We start from the raw sequence: 16,077 nt of genomic DNA, 5'->3' as shown, positions 1-16,077 counted from the left end.
ATGATGGCTCCACAGCGTATTGAAGCAACGCCAACAAGCGGCCAAATCGGGATTGTCCACCTTGGTTTAGGCGCTTTCCACCGCGCCCATCAAGCGGTCTACCTAGAGCGCTATCGCCAGCGCAGTGGCGATATTAGTTGGGGCGTATCCAGCGCTAACCTGCGGGCTAGCGTCGGTTTAGTCGATGGGTTACGCACAGCAGGACAGCGCTATCATGTAGCGGAGTACGCCGACAGCGAGCGCATCACGCTACGTGAAATTGGTGTGATAGAAGAGTCGCTTTTTTCAGGGCGTGATAGTTCGAATAACTGGGGGCGCGATCGGGAGACGCTGCTGACGCGCATGGCCTCTGTGGACACCTGTATCGTTACCTTAACAGTCACCGAGAAGGGCTACTTTTTAAACCCCGCGAGCGGTGAGTTAAAAGCCGATGACCCCATGATTATTGGCGATATTGCCTCGCCCCAGCAGCCGCGCACCGCCCCAGGGCTATTGGTGGAAGCGTTAGCGCGACGACGTGAGGCAGGCATTGCCCCCTTTACCGTGCTTTCTTGCGACAACATGCCGGATAACGGACAGCGAACACGCCAAGCGGTGGTGCAACTGGCCGAGCATCGAGACGCAGCGTTGTCCAGTTGGATCGCCAGTGAAGTGGCGTTCCCCTGCAGCATGGTGGATCGCATCGTCCCCGCGATGACCGACGCCGATTTTGAGCGCTTAGCGGTGTTGGGCATTACCGATCCAAACGCCGTGGTATGCGAAGCGTTCTCTCAGTGGGTGGTTGAAGATGATTTTCCCCAGGGTCGACCCGATTGGGAAGCCGAGGGGGTCGAGATGGTCGCCGATGTGGCGCCGTTTGAAACCATGAAACTGCGCATGCTCAACGGTAGCCACTCCTTGCTTGCCTATCTTGGCGCGCTTTCAAGTATCGAAACGGTTTATGACGGCATCAATCACGACAAACTTCGCTCGCTGTTGCGTCGCTATATGCTTGAAGAGGCGGCGCCTACACTTGATATGCCTGAGGGAATTGATTTAGATGCTTATGCCGATTCTCTGTTAGCACGCTTTGCCAATGACAGTTTGCGCCACCGTCTGCAGCAAATTGCCATGGATGGTAGCCAGAAGCTTCCGCAGCGCTGGCTGTCTGGTGCACTAAAGCGAAGTGCTGCTGGGCAAACATCGCCTTGCGTGGCACTGGGAATGGCGGCCTGGATTCGCTACACCGCTGGCGAAGACCTAGAAGGTAATGGCTACACCGTCGATGACCCCCTAGCCAAACGCTTTGCTGATTTACATCATACCCATAGCGCCGATTCCAGCGCACTGGTAGCGGCCTATTTAGCCATGGACGATGTGGTGCCTAATGCATTAGCAGCCGATAAGACGTTTGCTCAGGCCGTACTATTGGCGTATCAAACGCTGACCCAGGACGGATTGAATGGGGCGCTCGCGGCGCTTGAGCGCAACTAACAAACAGGAGATCACCATGGAGCATACCTGGCGCTGGTTTGGCCCTAACGATGCTATTCGGCTAGAAGAGATTCGCCAGACAGGCGCAACCGGTATCGTCACCGCACTTCACGAAGTGCCCAACGATCAGGTTTGGCCGGTTGAGGCAATCCGTGAACGTCAGCAAATGATTGAAGCGGCTGGTCTGGCATGGTCGGTGGTGGAAAGCGTGCCGGTGCATGAGTCGATCAAAAAAGGCTTGCCCGAGCGAGATGCCCTGATCGCTACCTACTGTCAGACCCTGCGTAACCTGGCGGCCTGCGGTATCGACACCGTTTGCTACAACTTTATGCCGATACTGGACTGGACGCGTACCGACCTGACCTACGAGTTACCCGACGGCGCATTGGCGCTGCGCTTTGATCAGGTGGCATTTGCCGCCTTTGATCTTTATCTGCTGCAGCGGCCAGAGGCTGAGCATGAGTACAGCGATCAAGAGAAAGCTCAAGCACGCCGCCACCTAGAGGGGTTAGATAGCGCTGGCCGTGACAAATTAGTCAATACGTTGATTGCTGGGCTGCCGGGTGCCGAAGAGCACTACACCCTTGAACAATTTCGCGCCGTGCTAGAAGAGTATACGGATATTGATGCCGCTCGGTTGCGAGAAAACCTTGGCTACTTTCTGCAGGCGGTGATCCCGGTGGCAGAAGAGGTAGGTATTCGTATGGCGATCCATCCCGATGATCCGCCGCGGCCGCTATTGGGCCTGCCTCGAGTGGTGTCGGCTCGTGAGGATGCCCAATGGATTATCGATTGCGTGCCTAGTCCCGCCAATGGCTTGACACTGTGCACGGGCTCTTACGGCGTTCGTGAAGATAATGATTTGGTGGCCATGACCCGCCACTTCGCCGCGCATATTCACTTTATTCACCTGCGCGCCACCCAGCGTGAAGAGGATGTGTTCACGTTCCACGAGGCCCCGCACTTGGCTGGCGATGTGGATATGATAGGGGTTATTCAAGCGCTGGTTGAAGAGGAGCGGAGACGTGAAAGAGAGGGTGGGGCGCGTTTACCGCTACGCCCGGATCACGGCCACCAACTCCTTGATGATCGAAAGCGCCATACCGCACCCGGCTATCCGCTTTACGGCCGACTACGCGGCTTGGCTGAATTGCGCGGTGTAGAACTGGCGGTTCGACAGTTAACGGCTGGGTAATCCACCCTTGATCAAACTACAAAGCCCCACGATTGAATTGTCACTCGTGGGGCTTTTTTGGCAACGCTGGTTGGCTCGCGGTTAGCGAGTAATCGAGGGTGCTTCAGCGCTGGTCAGGGTGGGTTCGGGCACTTGCTCCATACGCTTGCGCTCTTCATCGAGAATCGCCAGTGCCTGGGCAGAGGTTACGCGTGAGGCGGGCGTCGCTAGGCTTACCATCACACCCGCTACCAGCGCTACTAGCACCGCGGGGATGCTTGGGTTACCCCAGAAGGCTGTCCAGGCGCTATTGGCAATAATCGATAACGAAGTCACTGACGCGCAAATTAACGTGGCGATGGCACCCTGCCAGTTATAGCGCGACCAGAAACGGCCCAGCATGGCACTTACGAACAGCCCTGACAGAATCGTCGAGATCATGCGGGTGATGTAGGTGATCACATTGTCCGAGGCGAGCGCAAACAGCAGCGCCAGCCCAATTGTTGCCACCAGCGCAATACGCGAGAAGCGCACCACATTGCGGGCTGAAGGCGTGCGGCCCGTGGCGAGAACATACAGGTCACGGATCAGCGTGGAGACACCGGCGATGGCGTCGGAGCTGGCGCTCGACATGGTGGCCGAGAGGCCAGCGACGAGCAGCAGTAACCCAAGCCCTAACGGCATGATTTCAGTGGCCAAAAAGGGGAAGGCGTAGTTGCTATTTTCAAGCCCAGGATTAAGGGCGTGAGTGGCCATACCAATAATGGCGGGAATGATCGAGAAGCCTAAATAGAGAAAACCGGTGATTAAGAACGAGCGACGTACCGATTTGACTGATTCACCGGAATAGATCCGCTGCCGGAACGAAGGGGTTGCCAGCACGCCAATCGCAATGACGGCCGCCAGTGACAACGCCGGTAACGCACCAATCTGATCGATGCCAAGAAAACTGGTGGCACTCGCTTCCATGCCTGCGGTAAGTCCCGAGAAACCGCCGACTTCCACCAGCGCTAGCACGGCCATGAGGATAAACCCTGCGAACAGCACGACTGCTTGAATGGTGTCTGTCCAGATAACCGCAAAATAACCACCCACCACGCAGTAGATACCAAAGCCCAGTGCCACCAGAATACGCGCCGTGGTTAAGTCGATCCCTGCCATCCAGGAGAGGTAAAGGCCGCCGCCCAGGATATGGGCGCCGAGCCAGCCGATGCAGGCGATATAGATGAGCAGGGCAACGACGTTGCGTACCAGTCGGTTTGCGCCAACGTAGTAGGCCAGCTCTTCGCTCATGGTCATGAAGCGAAGCTTACGTACGGGGGCAAAACAGACCGCGAGCAGTAAAATACCTACGGCGCCCCCAAGCCCGTATAAAGCACCTGCCCAACCGTTAGCGTAACCGAATCCAACCGCACCCATACTAGAGCCGGTACCCACCATCGTGGCGACCGTGGTGCCAACGGTTAGAAAGAGGGGGACGCTGCGTCCGCCCAGCAAAAAGTCGTCGCCGCTGCCACGTTTATGTCGCGAAACCCACCAGCCAAACACAATCATGGCGACAATGTAGAGCACAAAGGTGGTAAGGAATATCTGACTGTTCATGGTAACCTCTTGTCGTTGTTTATCCGGCCGTTGCCGCGGCCGAAGGTAGGCAATGGAAGCGATTGCCGCGGGGCTTTTTTATCCTAATCACGCGGTAATCTGGCGCTGTACCCTTGCCGGGGTGCGGCGCTTTTTTTGTGCTATTGTTCTGGGTTGCCTAGGCGCGATCAGCGCGGTAACACTTCACGTCGACCTCTACTTTGCAATCCACCACTAGGTCTTGAACGCTACAGATGCGTGCCGGTGGGTGGTCGCCAAAGACCTCCTTGAACACTTTGTTGAAAGAGCTGAAATAGCGCGCATCAGTGAGCACGGTGGTGACATGCACGACATCTTCAACGCCGAAACCGGCTTCCTTCATGATGGCCAAGCAATTATCGAAGGCGAGGCGTGTCTGCTCGACAATGCCACCTTCAACCACTTCGCCATCGGTCATGGGGGTTTGTCCGGAGACGTAAAGCCAGCCACCTGCCTCGACGGCGCGGGCAAAAGGTAGTTTTTGACCGCCGGTACCTACACCGCCTTCGGTGCCGTAACGTTGAACGCTCATGGTGTTTACTCCTGTTTGGGTGGGAAAGAAGGTATCGCTTGGGAAATCCGCTCGGTGCGGCGTAACATTCGCCCTGAACGCTGGGCGGTGATGCCACCCTGGTAATAGGCGAGCTGGCCATTCACCACGACTAACTCGATCCCTTTCGCTGCGACGATAGGGGTTTCGTAATTTGCCATATCTTCAAGCACAGCAAGGTCGAAGAGCGTAAGATCCGCGTAGGCGCCCACCTGAATGACACCTCGATCCGTTAAGCCGAAATTGGCAGCTGAAAGACTGGTCATCTTGCGTACCGCTTCAGCCAGCGGCATCAAATTCAAATCGCGACTGTAGTGGGCAAGGACTCGTGGAAAGGCACCCCAAAGGCGTGGGTGCGGGTGCGGATCGTTGGGTAAGCCGTCGGAGCCCACCATGGCGAGCGGATGCGCCAATACCTGCTGCATATCCGCTTCACTCATGTTGTGGTAAACCGCCCCTGCGGGCTGCAATCGTCTGGCGGCTTCCAGCAGCGATACTTCCCACTCGGCGGCAATCTCTTTCAAAGGTCGCCGCGCCTGCGCCGGGTGTGGCTGCGACCAGGTAATGGTGATCTCTATTTCGTCCGTCACTTGGCCCAGGTCGAGCGTAGAAGAACCAGCGGTGTAAGGGTAACAATCGCAGTGGGCGTGCTGGTGCTGAGCGGCAGCTTCCAATTTTTTCAGGGCCTTACCCGCACCTCCCCAGTTACCTGCGCCGGCACACTTCAGATGCGAGATCACCAGTGGTACTTGGCCTTTGCGTGCGGTGGCAAACGCTTCGTCCATCGCCTCCAGCAAACCTGCAAACTCATCGCGAAGGTGAGTGGTGTAGACGCCTCCTGAGTGGCCAACGGCAGCCACCAGGGGAGCCATCTCGGTGGTCGGCGCGTGTATTGCGTTACGGTAGGCAAGCCCGGAACTCAGCCCTAATGCGCCCTCATCAAGCGCTTGGCGAAGCAGTGCTTCCATGGCGGCGATCTCATCGCTTTCAGCAGGGCGGTCAAAGCTATCCATTACTTGGCTGCGTAAGCTGGTATGCCCGACTAAAGCGGCCACATTGATACTGGGCTTGGCGATATCGACGGCCGAGGCGTAGTCAGCGAAGCTTGGATAGCGGAAGTCTTCGGCGCCACCCAGTAAGGTCATCGGGTCGGGAACATCCGTGGCGAGGGTGACCGGGCTTGCGCTTATGCCGCAGTTACCGACTACGACGGTGGTGACGCCCTGGGTCAGCTTTGGCAGCATCGCGGGGGTACGAATGACGTTGGTATCGTCATGGGTGTGAACATCAATGAAACCGGGTGCCAGATAGCGCTCTTCAGCCTCGATGATGGTCGTGGCGGTGGCATAGGGCATCTTGCCGATAGCGCAGATACGTTCGCCTTGAATTGCCACGTCGGCCAGGAATGAGGGGGCGCCGGAGCCATCGAGCACGTTGGCGTTACGGATCAGCAGGTCGTAAACCATCTTAATCTCCTAGTGGCTGACGGTTATCACCGCCGCGATGGTCGTCCAGGCTGAGCTTGAGCCGGCGCAGCTTGGTCCGCGAACGTTCGCGATGGCGCATGGCAAGCTCCAGTGCTAGCACATCGATGACGGCAAGCATGGCGTAGCGTGACGCAGAGGGGTGGTAGATGAAGTCGGTTTCACGGGAGGTAATGGGCAGCACGATGTCGGCAGTGTTGGCGAGCGGTGAGTTCAACGCCGTAATGGCAATTACCTTGGCGCCATACTGTTTGGCAATCTGCGCCGACTCCACCATCTCCGGGGTGTAGCCGGTCACTGAGAGCACTACGACGACATCGTCTGGATCGAGGGTGGAGGCCACCATGCGAGGCAGCAGCGCCTGGGGATAGGCGCAGATCGCATAGCCCAAGCGGACGAGTCGAAACTGCAGTTCTTGAGAGAGCGTGCTTGAGCCACCCCCCGAGCCGAACACCAATATTTGGCGTGCGCCATCCAATTGTTCAACTGCCCCCGCGACATCCGCCTGGGCCAGCAGGTCACGGTTGAGTGCCAGGGTCTGTGTAGCGATGTCGTATACCACGCTGGAACTGTCTTCGGGCGTTGCTTCCTGGATGAAGCGACGCCCGGCTGCCAGTGCCCGGGTCAAGCGCGTTTTCAGGTCGCGCACATTAGCGCAGCCGATGGCACGTGCGAAGCGCGTCACACTGGCATCACTGACCCCGGCACGTTGGGCAATCTCGCCGATACTTGCCTCGGTGGCAAAGTCGATGTCAGCGAAAATCAATTCGGCGACCTTTTTTTCTGCATCGCGAAGCGCGGCAAAGTCAGTGGTGATACGGGATAAAATATCGATTTCTTGGCTCACCGTGGACTCCTGAAGGTTGCCTTGCCTAAAAAGTATGTTAGTTTCTATCTTAAAGTCAACAAGCGTGAAAGTATCTAACATGGCGCCCTTTGGGCCAGATGGTTTTAACATGCGCCACGAACGAGGAGATGGGGTCATGCGGAAAGGGGCGGTAACGATAGATAAAGGCGGCGTGGAGATCAGCTCCAACCTGTTGTCCGGCGTCAGCTTGCCTGCGGCTGTGGTGCATGAGGCGCCGCTTGCCCATAATCTGGAGTGGATGCAGCGGTTTGCCGACGCCCACGGGGCTCAGCTGGCCCCCCACGGCAAGACCACTATGACGCCAGCGCTTTTCCAATGTCAGCTTCAGGCGGGGGCGTGGGGTATCACTCTGGCAACGGCTCCCCAGTGTCGTGCGGCTTTTGCGAATGGTGTCACACGGTTGCTGATGGCGAACCAGCTAGTCGGTCAGGCTAATATGGCCATTATTGCGAGTTTGGTCGAGCAAGGGGCGACGTTTTACTGCGTGGTCGATAGCCAGGAGAACGTGCGACAGCTTGGGCGCTTCTTTGCCGAGCGTGGTTTGACGTTGTCAGTGCTGATTGAAGTGGGCGTGACCGGGGGGCGGTGCGGTTGCCGTACTCAGCAGCAGATTCTTTCGCTTGCCGAGATCATTGCTGATGAGCCAGCTCTCTTGTTGGCAGGATTGGAGGGCTATGAAGGTGTCGTGCATGGGGATAACCCTGAGGCCGGTATCCGAGCCTATGCTAAATACCTGGTTGATGTTGCCGTAGAGCTCGAAGCTGCTGGACGCTTTACTGAAAAAAATCCGCTTGTCACCGCGTCAGGTTCCGCTTGGTATGATGTGATTGCCGAAGCCTTTGACGGTGCGCTGCAGCAGGGAAGCTTCACGCCCATCTTGCGACCTGGGTGCTATGTGGTACACGACCATGGGTTGTACCGCGAGGCGCAGTCCGCCGTGTTGAGCCGACGACCCGATTTGCAGCAGGGGCTCAAACCCGCTCTTGAAGTATTTGCCCAGGTGCAGTCACTTCCCGAGCCTGGGCTCGCCATCATGGCACTAGGCAAACGCGATATTGGCCATGACCAGCTACCCATTGCCCTGCGTCGCTATCGAGAAGCTGGCACGCCAGCGCAGCGGCTATCGGTGGCTGGCTGGGAAGTCACCCACATCATGGATCAGCACACGTTTGTGCGGCTGCCTGATGATGGCCAAGACGTTAAGATCGGGGACATCGTTGCCTTTGGTGCCTCCCACCCCTGCCTGACGTTTGATAAATGGCGCCAACTGCTGCTGGTCGATGACGCCCTGAACGTGAAAGAGCACTTGGCGACCTGCTTTTAACCATCGCTTTGCTCGTTTCTGTTGCTAGGCGGTAACGGCGGTCGATAGACGTTGGATGACAGCGGGTAGCTCGCTGGCGTGGTGAATATTCACTGCGCCTTCGGGCGTGCGTTCCTCTGTAGGGAAGTGATTGAGATGAATGACGTGCATGCCTGCCGCCAAGCCTGCTTCCACGCCCACCGCCGCATCATCGATCACGATACAGTGGTGGGGCGCAAACCCCATGGCGGCCGCCGCTTTACGGTAAAGTTCTGGGTCTGGCTTCCATACATTGAGGGTATAAGCGCTGAACAACCGACTTTGGAAGTGATGCCCCAGGTCGGTGCTTTCCAGGGCGCAGCGAATTTTTCGTTCAGGGCCGTTAGAGACCACGGCTTTTGGATAGCTTCTTAGCTGCTCCAGCGCGTCGGGAATGCCCGCAATAGCCACCAACTCTGCGCGCATTCGCGCTTCCATGCGGGTTCGCATACCCGCTTCAAGCATTGAAAACTCTCCCTCAGCCAGTGCCTGAAAGCGCTGTTCGAGCGTTTTGACGATGGTGTAAAAGCGTACGCCACGAAACTCTTCCATATAATGCTGCGACGAGAAGGGTAGGCCGAACTCGGGAAGGATAGCGCCCATTACTTCGGCGAGAAGGATCTCGCTATCGACCAGGGTGCCATCGCAGTCGAACAGAAGGCAGAAGTGGGTGGGGGCGTTGCGAGTTGAACTCATTGATTAACCTCTTCGTTAACCAGGCTGATCGGCTTCTCACCCTGCAGTGCCAAACGGACGTTATCGACTGCCCGCTGAGCCATGGCATCGCGGGTTTCGTGGGTGGCGGAGCCGATGTGGGGGAGGGCAACCACGTTGGGCATGTTAAGCAGGGGAGACGCAGCGGGGAGCGGTTCCTGCTCAAAAACATCGAGTCCGGCCGCTTGAATGACGCCGTTTTCGAGGGCGTTAATCAAAGCACTCTCATCGACCACTTTGCCCCGGGCAATATTGATGAAGATAGCGGAAGGCTGCATGAGCGCAAACTGTTGGGCGCCGATCAGCCGTTCGGTGTCGGCGGTCAGTGGTACGGTAACGCAGACAAAATCGGACGTGGCCAGTAGCTCATCGAGTTCACAGCGCACAGCCCCCAGCTCCTGTTCCAATGCGGGTTTGGGAGAGGCATTGGAGTAGCGGACTTGCATGCCGAACCCCAGTGCACCCCGCCTGGCAACGGCCTGGCCGATACGGCCAAAGCCAATCATGCCTAGGGTCTTGCCATGCACATCGCTGCCAAACAGCGCGGGGCCAATGCTGGCCTGCCACTTGCCGGCTTTCACCCACTCCGCTAGTTCAACCACCCGGCGTGCCGTCGCCATGATGAGGGTAAAGCCTGTATCGGCAGTGGTTTCGGTGAGTACATCGGGCGTGTTGCACAGCATGATGCCGCGTTTGGTCAGTTCTTCAACGGGAAGGTTGTCGTATCCCACCGAGATGGTCGCGACGACCTCCAAGTTGGGCGTGGCGTCCAATAGCTGGGGAGTGATCGCCAGGCCGGAACCGATAATGCCGTGCGCTTCCGCCAGCAGTGCGTGGTTGTCTGGGTCATTTAGCGCCGTTGTTTTGGGTAACACGCTCACATCAAACAAATCGTTAAGTGTCGCTAGCTGCGCGTCGCTGAGTCTTCCTTGAACCACTAGACGTTTTTTCATTGTTATCTCCAGGTTGTAAAACGCTGATTGAAAGCATAACAGAGCGTACTAAGCGCTAAGTACTAAGCTGACCGGCTTCAAGCGCCTGCAACTTCTCGCGACTCGGCAGGCCTTCCATATCTCCCACCACCTGAATGGCCTGCGCGCCGATTAGGTTGCCACGTTGGGCCGCCTGACGTGCAGTGCAGCCATCGAGTAGCCCGCTGATTACGCCTACGGCAAAGCCATCGCCAGCACCGACGGTATCCACCACCTCAGCGACGTGACAACCCTCAACCGTAAGGTGCTCATCTTGGCCGTCTAAGTGACCGCGATAATAGCTACCTTTCGGCCCCAGCTTAATGATCACTGCGGAAGCGCCTTGATCCAGATAGTAGCCTGCTATGTCGTAAGGCGTCTTCTGCCCGGTGAGCAGTTGGCCCTCGGAAAGCCCAGGTAGAACCCAGTCGGCAAGGCTGGCGAGCTCATTGAGGGTCGAACGCATAACGTTTTCGCTGGGCCAAAGTGATGGTCGCAAATTGGGGTCAAAGGAAATAGTAGCGCCGTGGGCGCGTGCCTGTACCATCAAATGATGGCTAAGCTGGCGGGCGCTTTCAGATAGCGCCGGGGTAATGCCCGTCGCATGAAGGTGGTTAAGCGCCTGAAAGTCGACATCCTGGGCGTCGTCGATAGTGAGATGGCTGGCGGCACTGCCACGTCTGAAATATTCGACTCGCGGGTCGGCGCCGCCCTGGGCGCGCTCTTTAAAGAGCAGCCCAGTGGGGTGCTGTGAATCGGCATGAATATAGCGGTCATCGATACCTTCCGCCGTTAAAGCCGCCTGGATGAACTCCCCGAAGCTATCGGTTCCCACTCGGCTTAGCCAGCCCACGTGAAAACCCAGCCTTGAGAGGCCGATAGCGACATTGTTATCGGCACCGGCCAAGCGCCGGTGAAAACGCTCAATGCTGGATAAACCGCCCGGCATTTCCGCCACAAACATGGCCATGGCTTCGCCAAAGGTAAGAATTTCGGGTGGGCTAGAGGTAGGGTGGGGCATGCTCATTACTCTCTTTGTGCTGTTTATTATCATTCAATGGGAACGATACCATTTTTGCGACTCTTTTCTAGCGGTGACTTAAAAATTAGCGCTGGGTAGAGCCTCGTTCAATCAGGCTAGGTGCAAAACTTATCGTGGTCGGCAGTGCCGATGTATGTGGCGCAATGCGATGCATCAAGCACTCAACTGCCGTTTTGCCGATCGCATCGGTGGGCTGGGCAAGCGTGGTAATACCGGGAGGAACCAAGGCGCACCAATCGAGCTCATCAATTCCCATCAAACCTACCTTGCCAAGCGGTAAGCCCAGCTGCTGAAACAGGCGAGTCACTACGAGGGTGGCATTACCGTTACCACATAATACGGCACAGGCGTGTTGCTGATTAGCGGTTAAAAAGTCGCTAAGCGCCCCAAGCGTTGTGGCGTCATTTGCAGTAGCAAGCAGTGAGGTTGCGTAATTCAGCCCATGCTGTTCGGCAGAGTGGTTAAAGCGGGCCAAGCGTTTTTGTCGGGTGCTTGATTGCTCGGGAGCTTCGCTCACATACAGCACAGACTGGTAGCCTTGATCGGCTAAGTGCCCGAGCGCCATATCAATGGCCAGGTGATTATCGAGCCCAACCACTTCTGCCTCCACATGGTCGACTTCCCGATCTAGCAGCACGATAGGAGTTCCCTGGCGGGTAAATGTGTGTAGCTGGCGTTCGGGGCTGCCGGAGGCATTTACCACCAACCCTTCCACTTGGTACGCACCCAGGAGGTCTAAGTGCTGGCGCTCCTGTTCCGGGTCATTGTCAGTGTTACACACGACCAGCGAGTAGCCGTATTGGCGGCACGCTTGCTCGACACCGTGAGTGATGGCAACGGAAAATGGGTTGCGGATATCGGCAACTAACATGCCTATCAATTTAGAGCGCCCCCCTTTTAGTCCGCGCGCCATTTGATTGGGCTGGTAGCCAAGGATGCCTGCCGCATGGGCGATGCGCGCCTGAAGTGAGGGCGAGAGCCGGTCTCGCTCTTCGCCAAAATAGCGAGATACGCTGGTTTTAGAAGCGCCAGCTAGTCGGGCTACTTCAATAATGGTGGAGCGACGTGAAATGGAAGACATAAACCACTTAAGTGAATGGTATCGATCCCATTTTGAGCAATCACTTATTACTTAGCAACGACTTTTGAGAGTGGCTATGTTTGAAAGTGGCTATGTTTGAAAGTGGCTATGTTTGAGAACGGTAAGCCTAGCTATGCTTTTTCATGTTGACATTATAATCGCTAGGGTTGACCGTCCCTTCGAGTCGACCAATCTGGTTAAAGTCGTTACTGAACAGCACTGTATCAATGGACGTATCCCTAAAAGCCAAATTTTTAACAACGTCTACTTTGCAAGGCATGCCCTTTGCGTCTACATCCACAATCCAGGCTAGAAAACCGTTTGAAAACTTAGCCAGGCTACCGATAGGGTAAAGGCCAAAATGTTGGATATATTCAACCAGCAATGACTTTTCATACGCCTCAGGGCGGCTATTGACCCACCGGTAGGCGTCCAGAGGTTGCCGTGGGTGCTGTCCATTGCGTTCATGGGTCAGCTTGTTGATTATTTTTATAACACTCATTAAACGAACAACGTCTGATAACTCTTCTGCCTGTATGCCCTTAGGGTAGCCGCTGCCATCAAGCCGCTCGTTTGCATTGAGGATAATGTCGCTGCACGTTGGGCTGGGTGTCCAGTTGAGAACCGACAGTTTTTTGCTAAGAGCATGTACGTGCTGCTTGAGTATCTCCCCTTGTGACGGCGACATGTGAATTTTCAGTGAGGGCAACTGTTCACTAATGAGTAGTGGTTTACCCATGGTATGAAGTAAGGCGCCCGCTACTGCCTCCTGCGTTTTGTAGGCATAGGGGTCACGGCTAATTAGCATCATGGCGAGCTGGCTAGCTACTTGGATAGCGTGGCGTACCCACTCCGGCTCATCGTGCAAATATGTTAGCGCATACTGTAGAGCTTTGCGGTCATGGTTGACCATATACAGAATGCTGTCTACACACTCATATAAAATTTCATCGGGTAACAAATGTTTATTTTTCATAAACATCAACATGATTTGGAGCTGCTGAGCTATTTCGAGGACACCCCGCAGTAAGGGCGGATGCTGGGCACTTACAAGTTGATCATGCTCTTCTTGATGCTGCATTTTTTTCTCTTTCGCATTGGCTATAAACAGTTTTGACCTTGCCCGTGAGCTATATTGCGTGCCCGAGCGCAAAGCGGCTTCGAATTCAGCTTCAGAAACGTAATGGAAGAGCGTTTCCGTTGAAGCGGGGCTCATATCAAGAAACTCTATGCCAACAGCGGCATGGCCGTGATGGCCAAAAGGGCGCATATGACGTATGCGCCCTTGGGTATTAAATGCCTCTCCATTTGGAAATTCTAGCGTTACTCTTGGAAGTATCTGATCCACAGAAAGCGCAATGCTATCTTCGAGGCGCACATCCACCATACAGCCGCCCACTGAAAGGTTACGCACTTTCCCTTCTATATTGAGCTCGTGGGCAAACACTTCCAGGTAAACACGGGCGTGCATGCCAAGCACGAAAGGGACTCTTAGGGCACCACGGTTATCAGAAGAAAAGATGGAGTTGGGCAGTTGGCACTCTAGGTGGTAAGTATGGGTGCCTATTTGAATGATATGAGCAGGAACATGCTCAATATTATAAATTTCTCCAGCATCATGCCCATGCCGCGCAGCCTCTATATCAAACGATATGGTGTCGTTATTTAGATAAGGAGACAGCGAAAGGCCCGTGTACGTTATCTCTAGGGTAATTTTTCTATTATCGGGCTCAACTTTAATCGCTGTCGCCTCGATGGATTGAGCAGCTTCCTTAGAAAAAATCGTAATAGAGTGCTCTTTAGTGAACAGCGATTTAATTATTTGACTGGTAGTATTTTGAATAGTTGTGTCGATAAGCATGTCAATACCACCATTTGTATTGTTTTTGTAAGAAAAGGTGATGTTTCTTTATAGGTGTTTATCAACACCTATAGGAAATATTTGCCAATACTTTTAGTACATTAGCTAGCATTCTAGGAGTATTTGCAAACACGCGTCGATAAAATTTATTTATATCTTTCTTTTTTGATGGTTTTTTTAATCTTATGGTGTGGGCATAAATGACATGCTCCCAGGGGGCGAAGATTAGCGCTTTTGTGCATCACAGGAATTAACAGTGTTCGACGCTGTTACTAGGCGCCGCTTTGCTGGAGTGGTGAGAGAGGAGATAGATATCCTCTCTGCTAGGCTAAGAGAAACATAAGGCTACTACCATGCATCTTGACGAGTACCAGCAGTATGACGCGATGGGCTTAGCCGAGCTAATCCGTCGCCGTGAAGTGAGTCGGGATGAGGTGCTGGAAGCGGCCCTAACGGCTATTGAGAAACTTAATCCTGCATTGAATGCTTTGGTACGCACACGTTACGAACGCGCCCGACAAGAGAGTCATAAACTCCCGGCTGATACCCTATTCGGTGGAGTGCCTACCTTAAGTAAAGACCTGTTGATGGGGCTAGCCGGCGAGCCACTGGCTTTCGGAAGCGCATCTCTATCCCACTGGTGCCCCAAGGAAGATGCGTTACTGATTCAGCGTGCACGAGCGGCTGGCTTGGTCATCGTAGGGCAGACAGCTACCCCTGAGCTTGGCTTGATGGGGATTACTGAGCCGAAAGCTTATCCACACCCCCAGAATCCGTGGCGGGCGGGATACTCGCCTGGAGGCTCCAGCGGTGGTGCCGCGTCAGCAGTGGCGGGGGGAATCGTACCAATGGCCCTCGCCGGGGACGGTGGAGGCTCTATTCGTATTCCTGCCAGTTACTGTGGATTGTTTGGTTTTAAGCCTTCGCGGGGACGGGTTCCCCTTGCGCCTGCCCATGGCGAGGTATGGCAAGGTGCGGTCATTGAGCATGCTGTGACGCGTAGCGTACGTGATAGTGCTGCCCTCCTTGAGCAGATCAACGGTATGGCGGCGTCGGGGCCCTATCCGGTGCCGAGGGAAACCGGCTATGTGGCAGCGTTGTCGGTTCCGTCTCCGCCGTTACGCATTGCCGTCTCGCTGGGTGAGCCGTTAAGCCGAGGCTTGGGAACGACATTAAGCCGTGATGTTGGCTTGGCGGTTGAGAAGGCGGCTAAGGCGCTGGCAGCGATGGGGCACGAGGTCGAGTGGTGTGACCCGCCGGTTGATGGAGAGGCGCTAGCGGATAGTTATCTCACCCTTTACTTGGGCCATTTGGCCGCGGATCTTGCTTGGGTAAGTCAGCAAACCAGGGTGCCTGTCCGCAAGCTCGCTATTGAGCCTTCAACCCGCGCCATTGGTCGATTGGGAGCAAAGCTTTCCGCGCGTGACTATGAGCTGGCGAAACGTTACTGGCATGTGGCGGCCGAGCAAATGAGCCTGTTTCATCAGCGCTATGATGCCCTGGTGATGCCAGTAGCCGCAGGTTCAGCCCCAAAAATTGGCGAGCTATACCCTTCAGAAGCGCGAGAGCGGATGATGGGGATGTTAGCAATTCCAGGGCTACCATCGTTGGCGTTGAAGGCGGGGATGCTAAAACGGTTGGCGGTAGACGCGCTCAACCGTACGCCGTTTACCCAGCTAGCCAATCTCACCGGGCAGCCTGCCATGTCAGTGCCTATGCATATTGGCACCAATGACTTACCGGTTGGTGTTCAGGTGGTGGGCCGCCTTGGGGAGGACAAACAGTTGCTTCAGCTCGCTGCTGCCATGGAGCAGCACGATGATTGGCAACACTGCTTACCCCAGCAGGCGTTCCGTGCGCAAGCAGGGTAAACTACGCCGCTTTGATGCGACGCTTG

General features: G+C 55.5%; 13 protein-coding genes. 4 read left to right on the top strand and 9 right to left on the bottom strand.

The window, feature by feature from the left end:
* Together ACUN8H_RS00945 and uxuA are read left to right on the top strand one after the other, a co-directional pair.
* Window positions 1–1,473: a mannitol dehydrogenase family protein gene (locus ACUN8H_RS00945; protein WP_445530327.1), complete on the top strand. Its 1,473-nt coding sequence runs from the start codon at window positions 1–3 to the stop codon at window positions 1,471–1,473.
* A gap of 16 nt (window positions 1,474–1,489) precedes the next feature.
* Window positions 1,490–2,668 (top strand): mannonate dehydratase, encoded by a 1,179-nt coding sequence (gene uxuA, locus ACUN8H_RS00940; protein ID WP_445530326.1) that lies wholly within the window; start codon window positions 1,490–1,492, stop codon window positions 2,666–2,668.
* Between the two features lie 81 nt (window positions 2,669–2,749).
* Here the strand turns inward: uxuA and ACUN8H_RS00935 are convergent, their stop codons facing one another.
* The 4 genes from ACUN8H_RS00935 to ACUN8H_RS00920 form a co-directional block, all read right to left on the bottom strand.
* A complete protein-coding gene (locus ACUN8H_RS00935) occupies window positions 2,750–4,249 on the bottom strand; it encodes a sodium:solute symporter family protein (RefSeq protein ID WP_445530325.1) in 1,500 nt (499 codons plus the stop codon).
* A 157-nt stretch (window positions 4,250–4,406) separates the two neighbouring features.
* A complete protein-coding gene (locus ACUN8H_RS00930) occupies window positions 4,407–4,799 on the bottom strand; it encodes a RidA family protein (RefSeq protein ID WP_445530324.1) in 393 nt (130 codons plus the stop codon).
* A 5-nt stretch (window positions 4,800–4,804) separates the two neighbouring features.
* On the bottom strand, window positions 4,805–6,283 hold the full coding sequence (locus ACUN8H_RS00925; RefSeq protein ID WP_445530323.1) for an N-acyl-D-amino-acid deacylase family protein: 1,479 nt from the start codon (window positions 6,281–6,283) through the stop codon (window positions 4,805–4,807).
* 1 nt (window position 6,284) lies between these two features.
* Window positions 6,285–7,148, bottom strand: coding sequence for a MurR/RpiR family transcriptional regulator (locus tag ACUN8H_RS00920; RefSeq protein ID WP_445530322.1), 864 nt, complete (start codon window positions 7,146–7,148; stop codon window positions 6,285–6,287).
* Between the two features lie 136 nt (window positions 7,149–7,284).
* On the opposite strand from ACUN8H_RS00920, the gene ACUN8H_RS00915 reads away from it, so the two are divergent.
* Window positions 7,285–8,493 carry an amino acid deaminase gene (locus ACUN8H_RS00915; protein WP_445530321.1) on the top strand — a complete coding sequence of 403 codons (1,209 nt, stop codon included), beginning with the start codon at window positions 7,285–7,287 and terminating at the stop codon, window positions 8,491–8,493.
* 24 nt (window positions 8,494–8,517) lie between these two features.
* Here ACUN8H_RS00915 and ACUN8H_RS00910 read toward each other — a convergent pair whose 3' ends face one another.
* The 5 genes from ACUN8H_RS00910 to ACUN8H_RS00890 form a co-directional block, all read right to left on the bottom strand.
* Entirely contained in the window at window positions 8,518–9,207 is a 690-nt protein-coding gene (locus ACUN8H_RS00910; RefSeq protein ID WP_445530320.1) for an HAD family hydrolase, read from the bottom strand.
* Window positions 9,204–10,178, bottom strand: coding sequence for a 2-hydroxyacid dehydrogenase (locus ACUN8H_RS00905; RefSeq protein ID WP_445530319.1), 975 nt, complete (start codon window positions 10,176–10,178; stop codon window positions 9,204–9,206). Before ACUN8H_RS00905 ends, ACUN8H_RS00910 begins: the two co-directional genes overlap by 4 nt.
* A gap of 55 nt (window positions 10,179–10,233) precedes the next feature.
* On the bottom strand, window positions 10,234–11,217 hold the full coding sequence (locus tag ACUN8H_RS00900; protein WP_445531064.1) for a sugar kinase: 984 nt from the start codon (window positions 11,215–11,217) through the stop codon (window positions 10,234–10,236).
* A gap of 85 nt (window positions 11,218–11,302) precedes the next feature.
* Window positions 11,303–12,319, bottom strand: a complete 1,017-nt coding sequence (locus ACUN8H_RS00895) for a LacI family DNA-binding transcriptional regulator (protein WP_445530318.1) — start codon at window positions 12,317–12,319, stop codon at window positions 11,303–11,305.
* 127 nt (window positions 12,320–12,446) lie between these two features.
* Complete coding sequence (locus ACUN8H_RS00890; protein WP_445530317.1) at window positions 12,447–14,180, bottom strand: HD domain-containing phosphohydrolase; 1,734 nt, start codon at window positions 14,178–14,180, stop codon at window positions 12,447–12,449.
* A 353-nt stretch (window positions 14,181–14,533) separates the two neighbouring features.
* Here ACUN8H_RS00890 and ACUN8H_RS00885 point away from each other — a divergent pair, with 353 nt between their 5' ends.
* Complete coding sequence (locus ACUN8H_RS00885; protein ID WP_445530316.1) at window positions 14,534–16,051, top strand: amidase; 1,518 nt, start codon at window positions 14,534–14,536, stop codon at window positions 16,049–16,051.
* Window positions 16,052–16,077 lie beyond the last annotated feature (26 nt).

It is taken from the genome of Vreelandella sp. V005 (genome assembly GCF_052645115.1).
This window is presented reverse-complemented; position numbering and strand designations above follow the sequence as displayed.

Bases quoted from the DNA above. Each gene is read 5' to 3' on its own strand.
- uxuA (WP_445530326.1), top strand. From the start codon at position 1,490: ATGGAGCATACCTGGCGCTGGTTTGGCCCTAACGATGCTATTCGGCTA.
- ACUN8H_RS00935 (WP_445530325.1), bottom strand. From the start codon at position 4,249: ATGAACAGTCAGATATTCCTTACCACCTTTGTGCTCTACATTGTCGCC.
- ACUN8H_RS00930 (WP_445530324.1), bottom strand. From the start codon at position 4,799: ATGAGCGTTCAACGTTACGGCACCGAAGGCGGTGTAGGTACCGGCGGT.
- ACUN8H_RS00895 (WP_445530318.1), bottom strand. From the start codon at position 12,319: ATGTCTTCCATTTCACGTCGCTCCACCATTATTGAAGTAGCCCGACTA.
- ACUN8H_RS00885 (WP_445530316.1), top strand. From the start codon at position 14,534: ATGCATCTTGACGAGTACCAGCAGTATGACGCGATGGGCTTAGCCGAG.
- ACUN8H_RS00925 (WP_445530323.1), bottom strand. From the start codon at position 6,283: ATGGTTTACGACCTGCTGATCCGTAACGCCAACGTGCTCGATGGCTCC.
- ACUN8H_RS00890 (WP_445530317.1), bottom strand. From the start codon at position 14,180: ATGCTTATCGACACAACTATTCAAAATACTACCAGTCAAATAATTAAA.
- ACUN8H_RS00915 (WP_445530321.1), top strand. From the start codon at position 7,285: ATGCGGAAAGGGGCGGTAACGATAGATAAAGGCGGCGTGGAGATCAGC.
- ACUN8H_RS00905 (WP_445530319.1), bottom strand. From the start codon at position 10,178: ATGAAAAAACGTCTAGTGGTTCAAGGAAGACTCAGCGACGCGCAGCTA.
- ACUN8H_RS00910 (WP_445530320.1), bottom strand. From the start codon at position 9,207: ATGAGTTCAACTCGCAACGCCCCCACCCACTTCTGCCTTCTGTTCGAC.
- ACUN8H_RS00945 (WP_445530327.1), top strand. From the start codon at position 1: ATGATGGCTCCACAGCGTATTGAAGCAACGCCAACAAGCGGCCAAATC.
- ACUN8H_RS00900 (WP_445531064.1), bottom strand. From the start codon at position 11,217: ATGCCCCACCCTACCTCTAGCCCACCCGAAATTCTTACCTTTGGCGAA.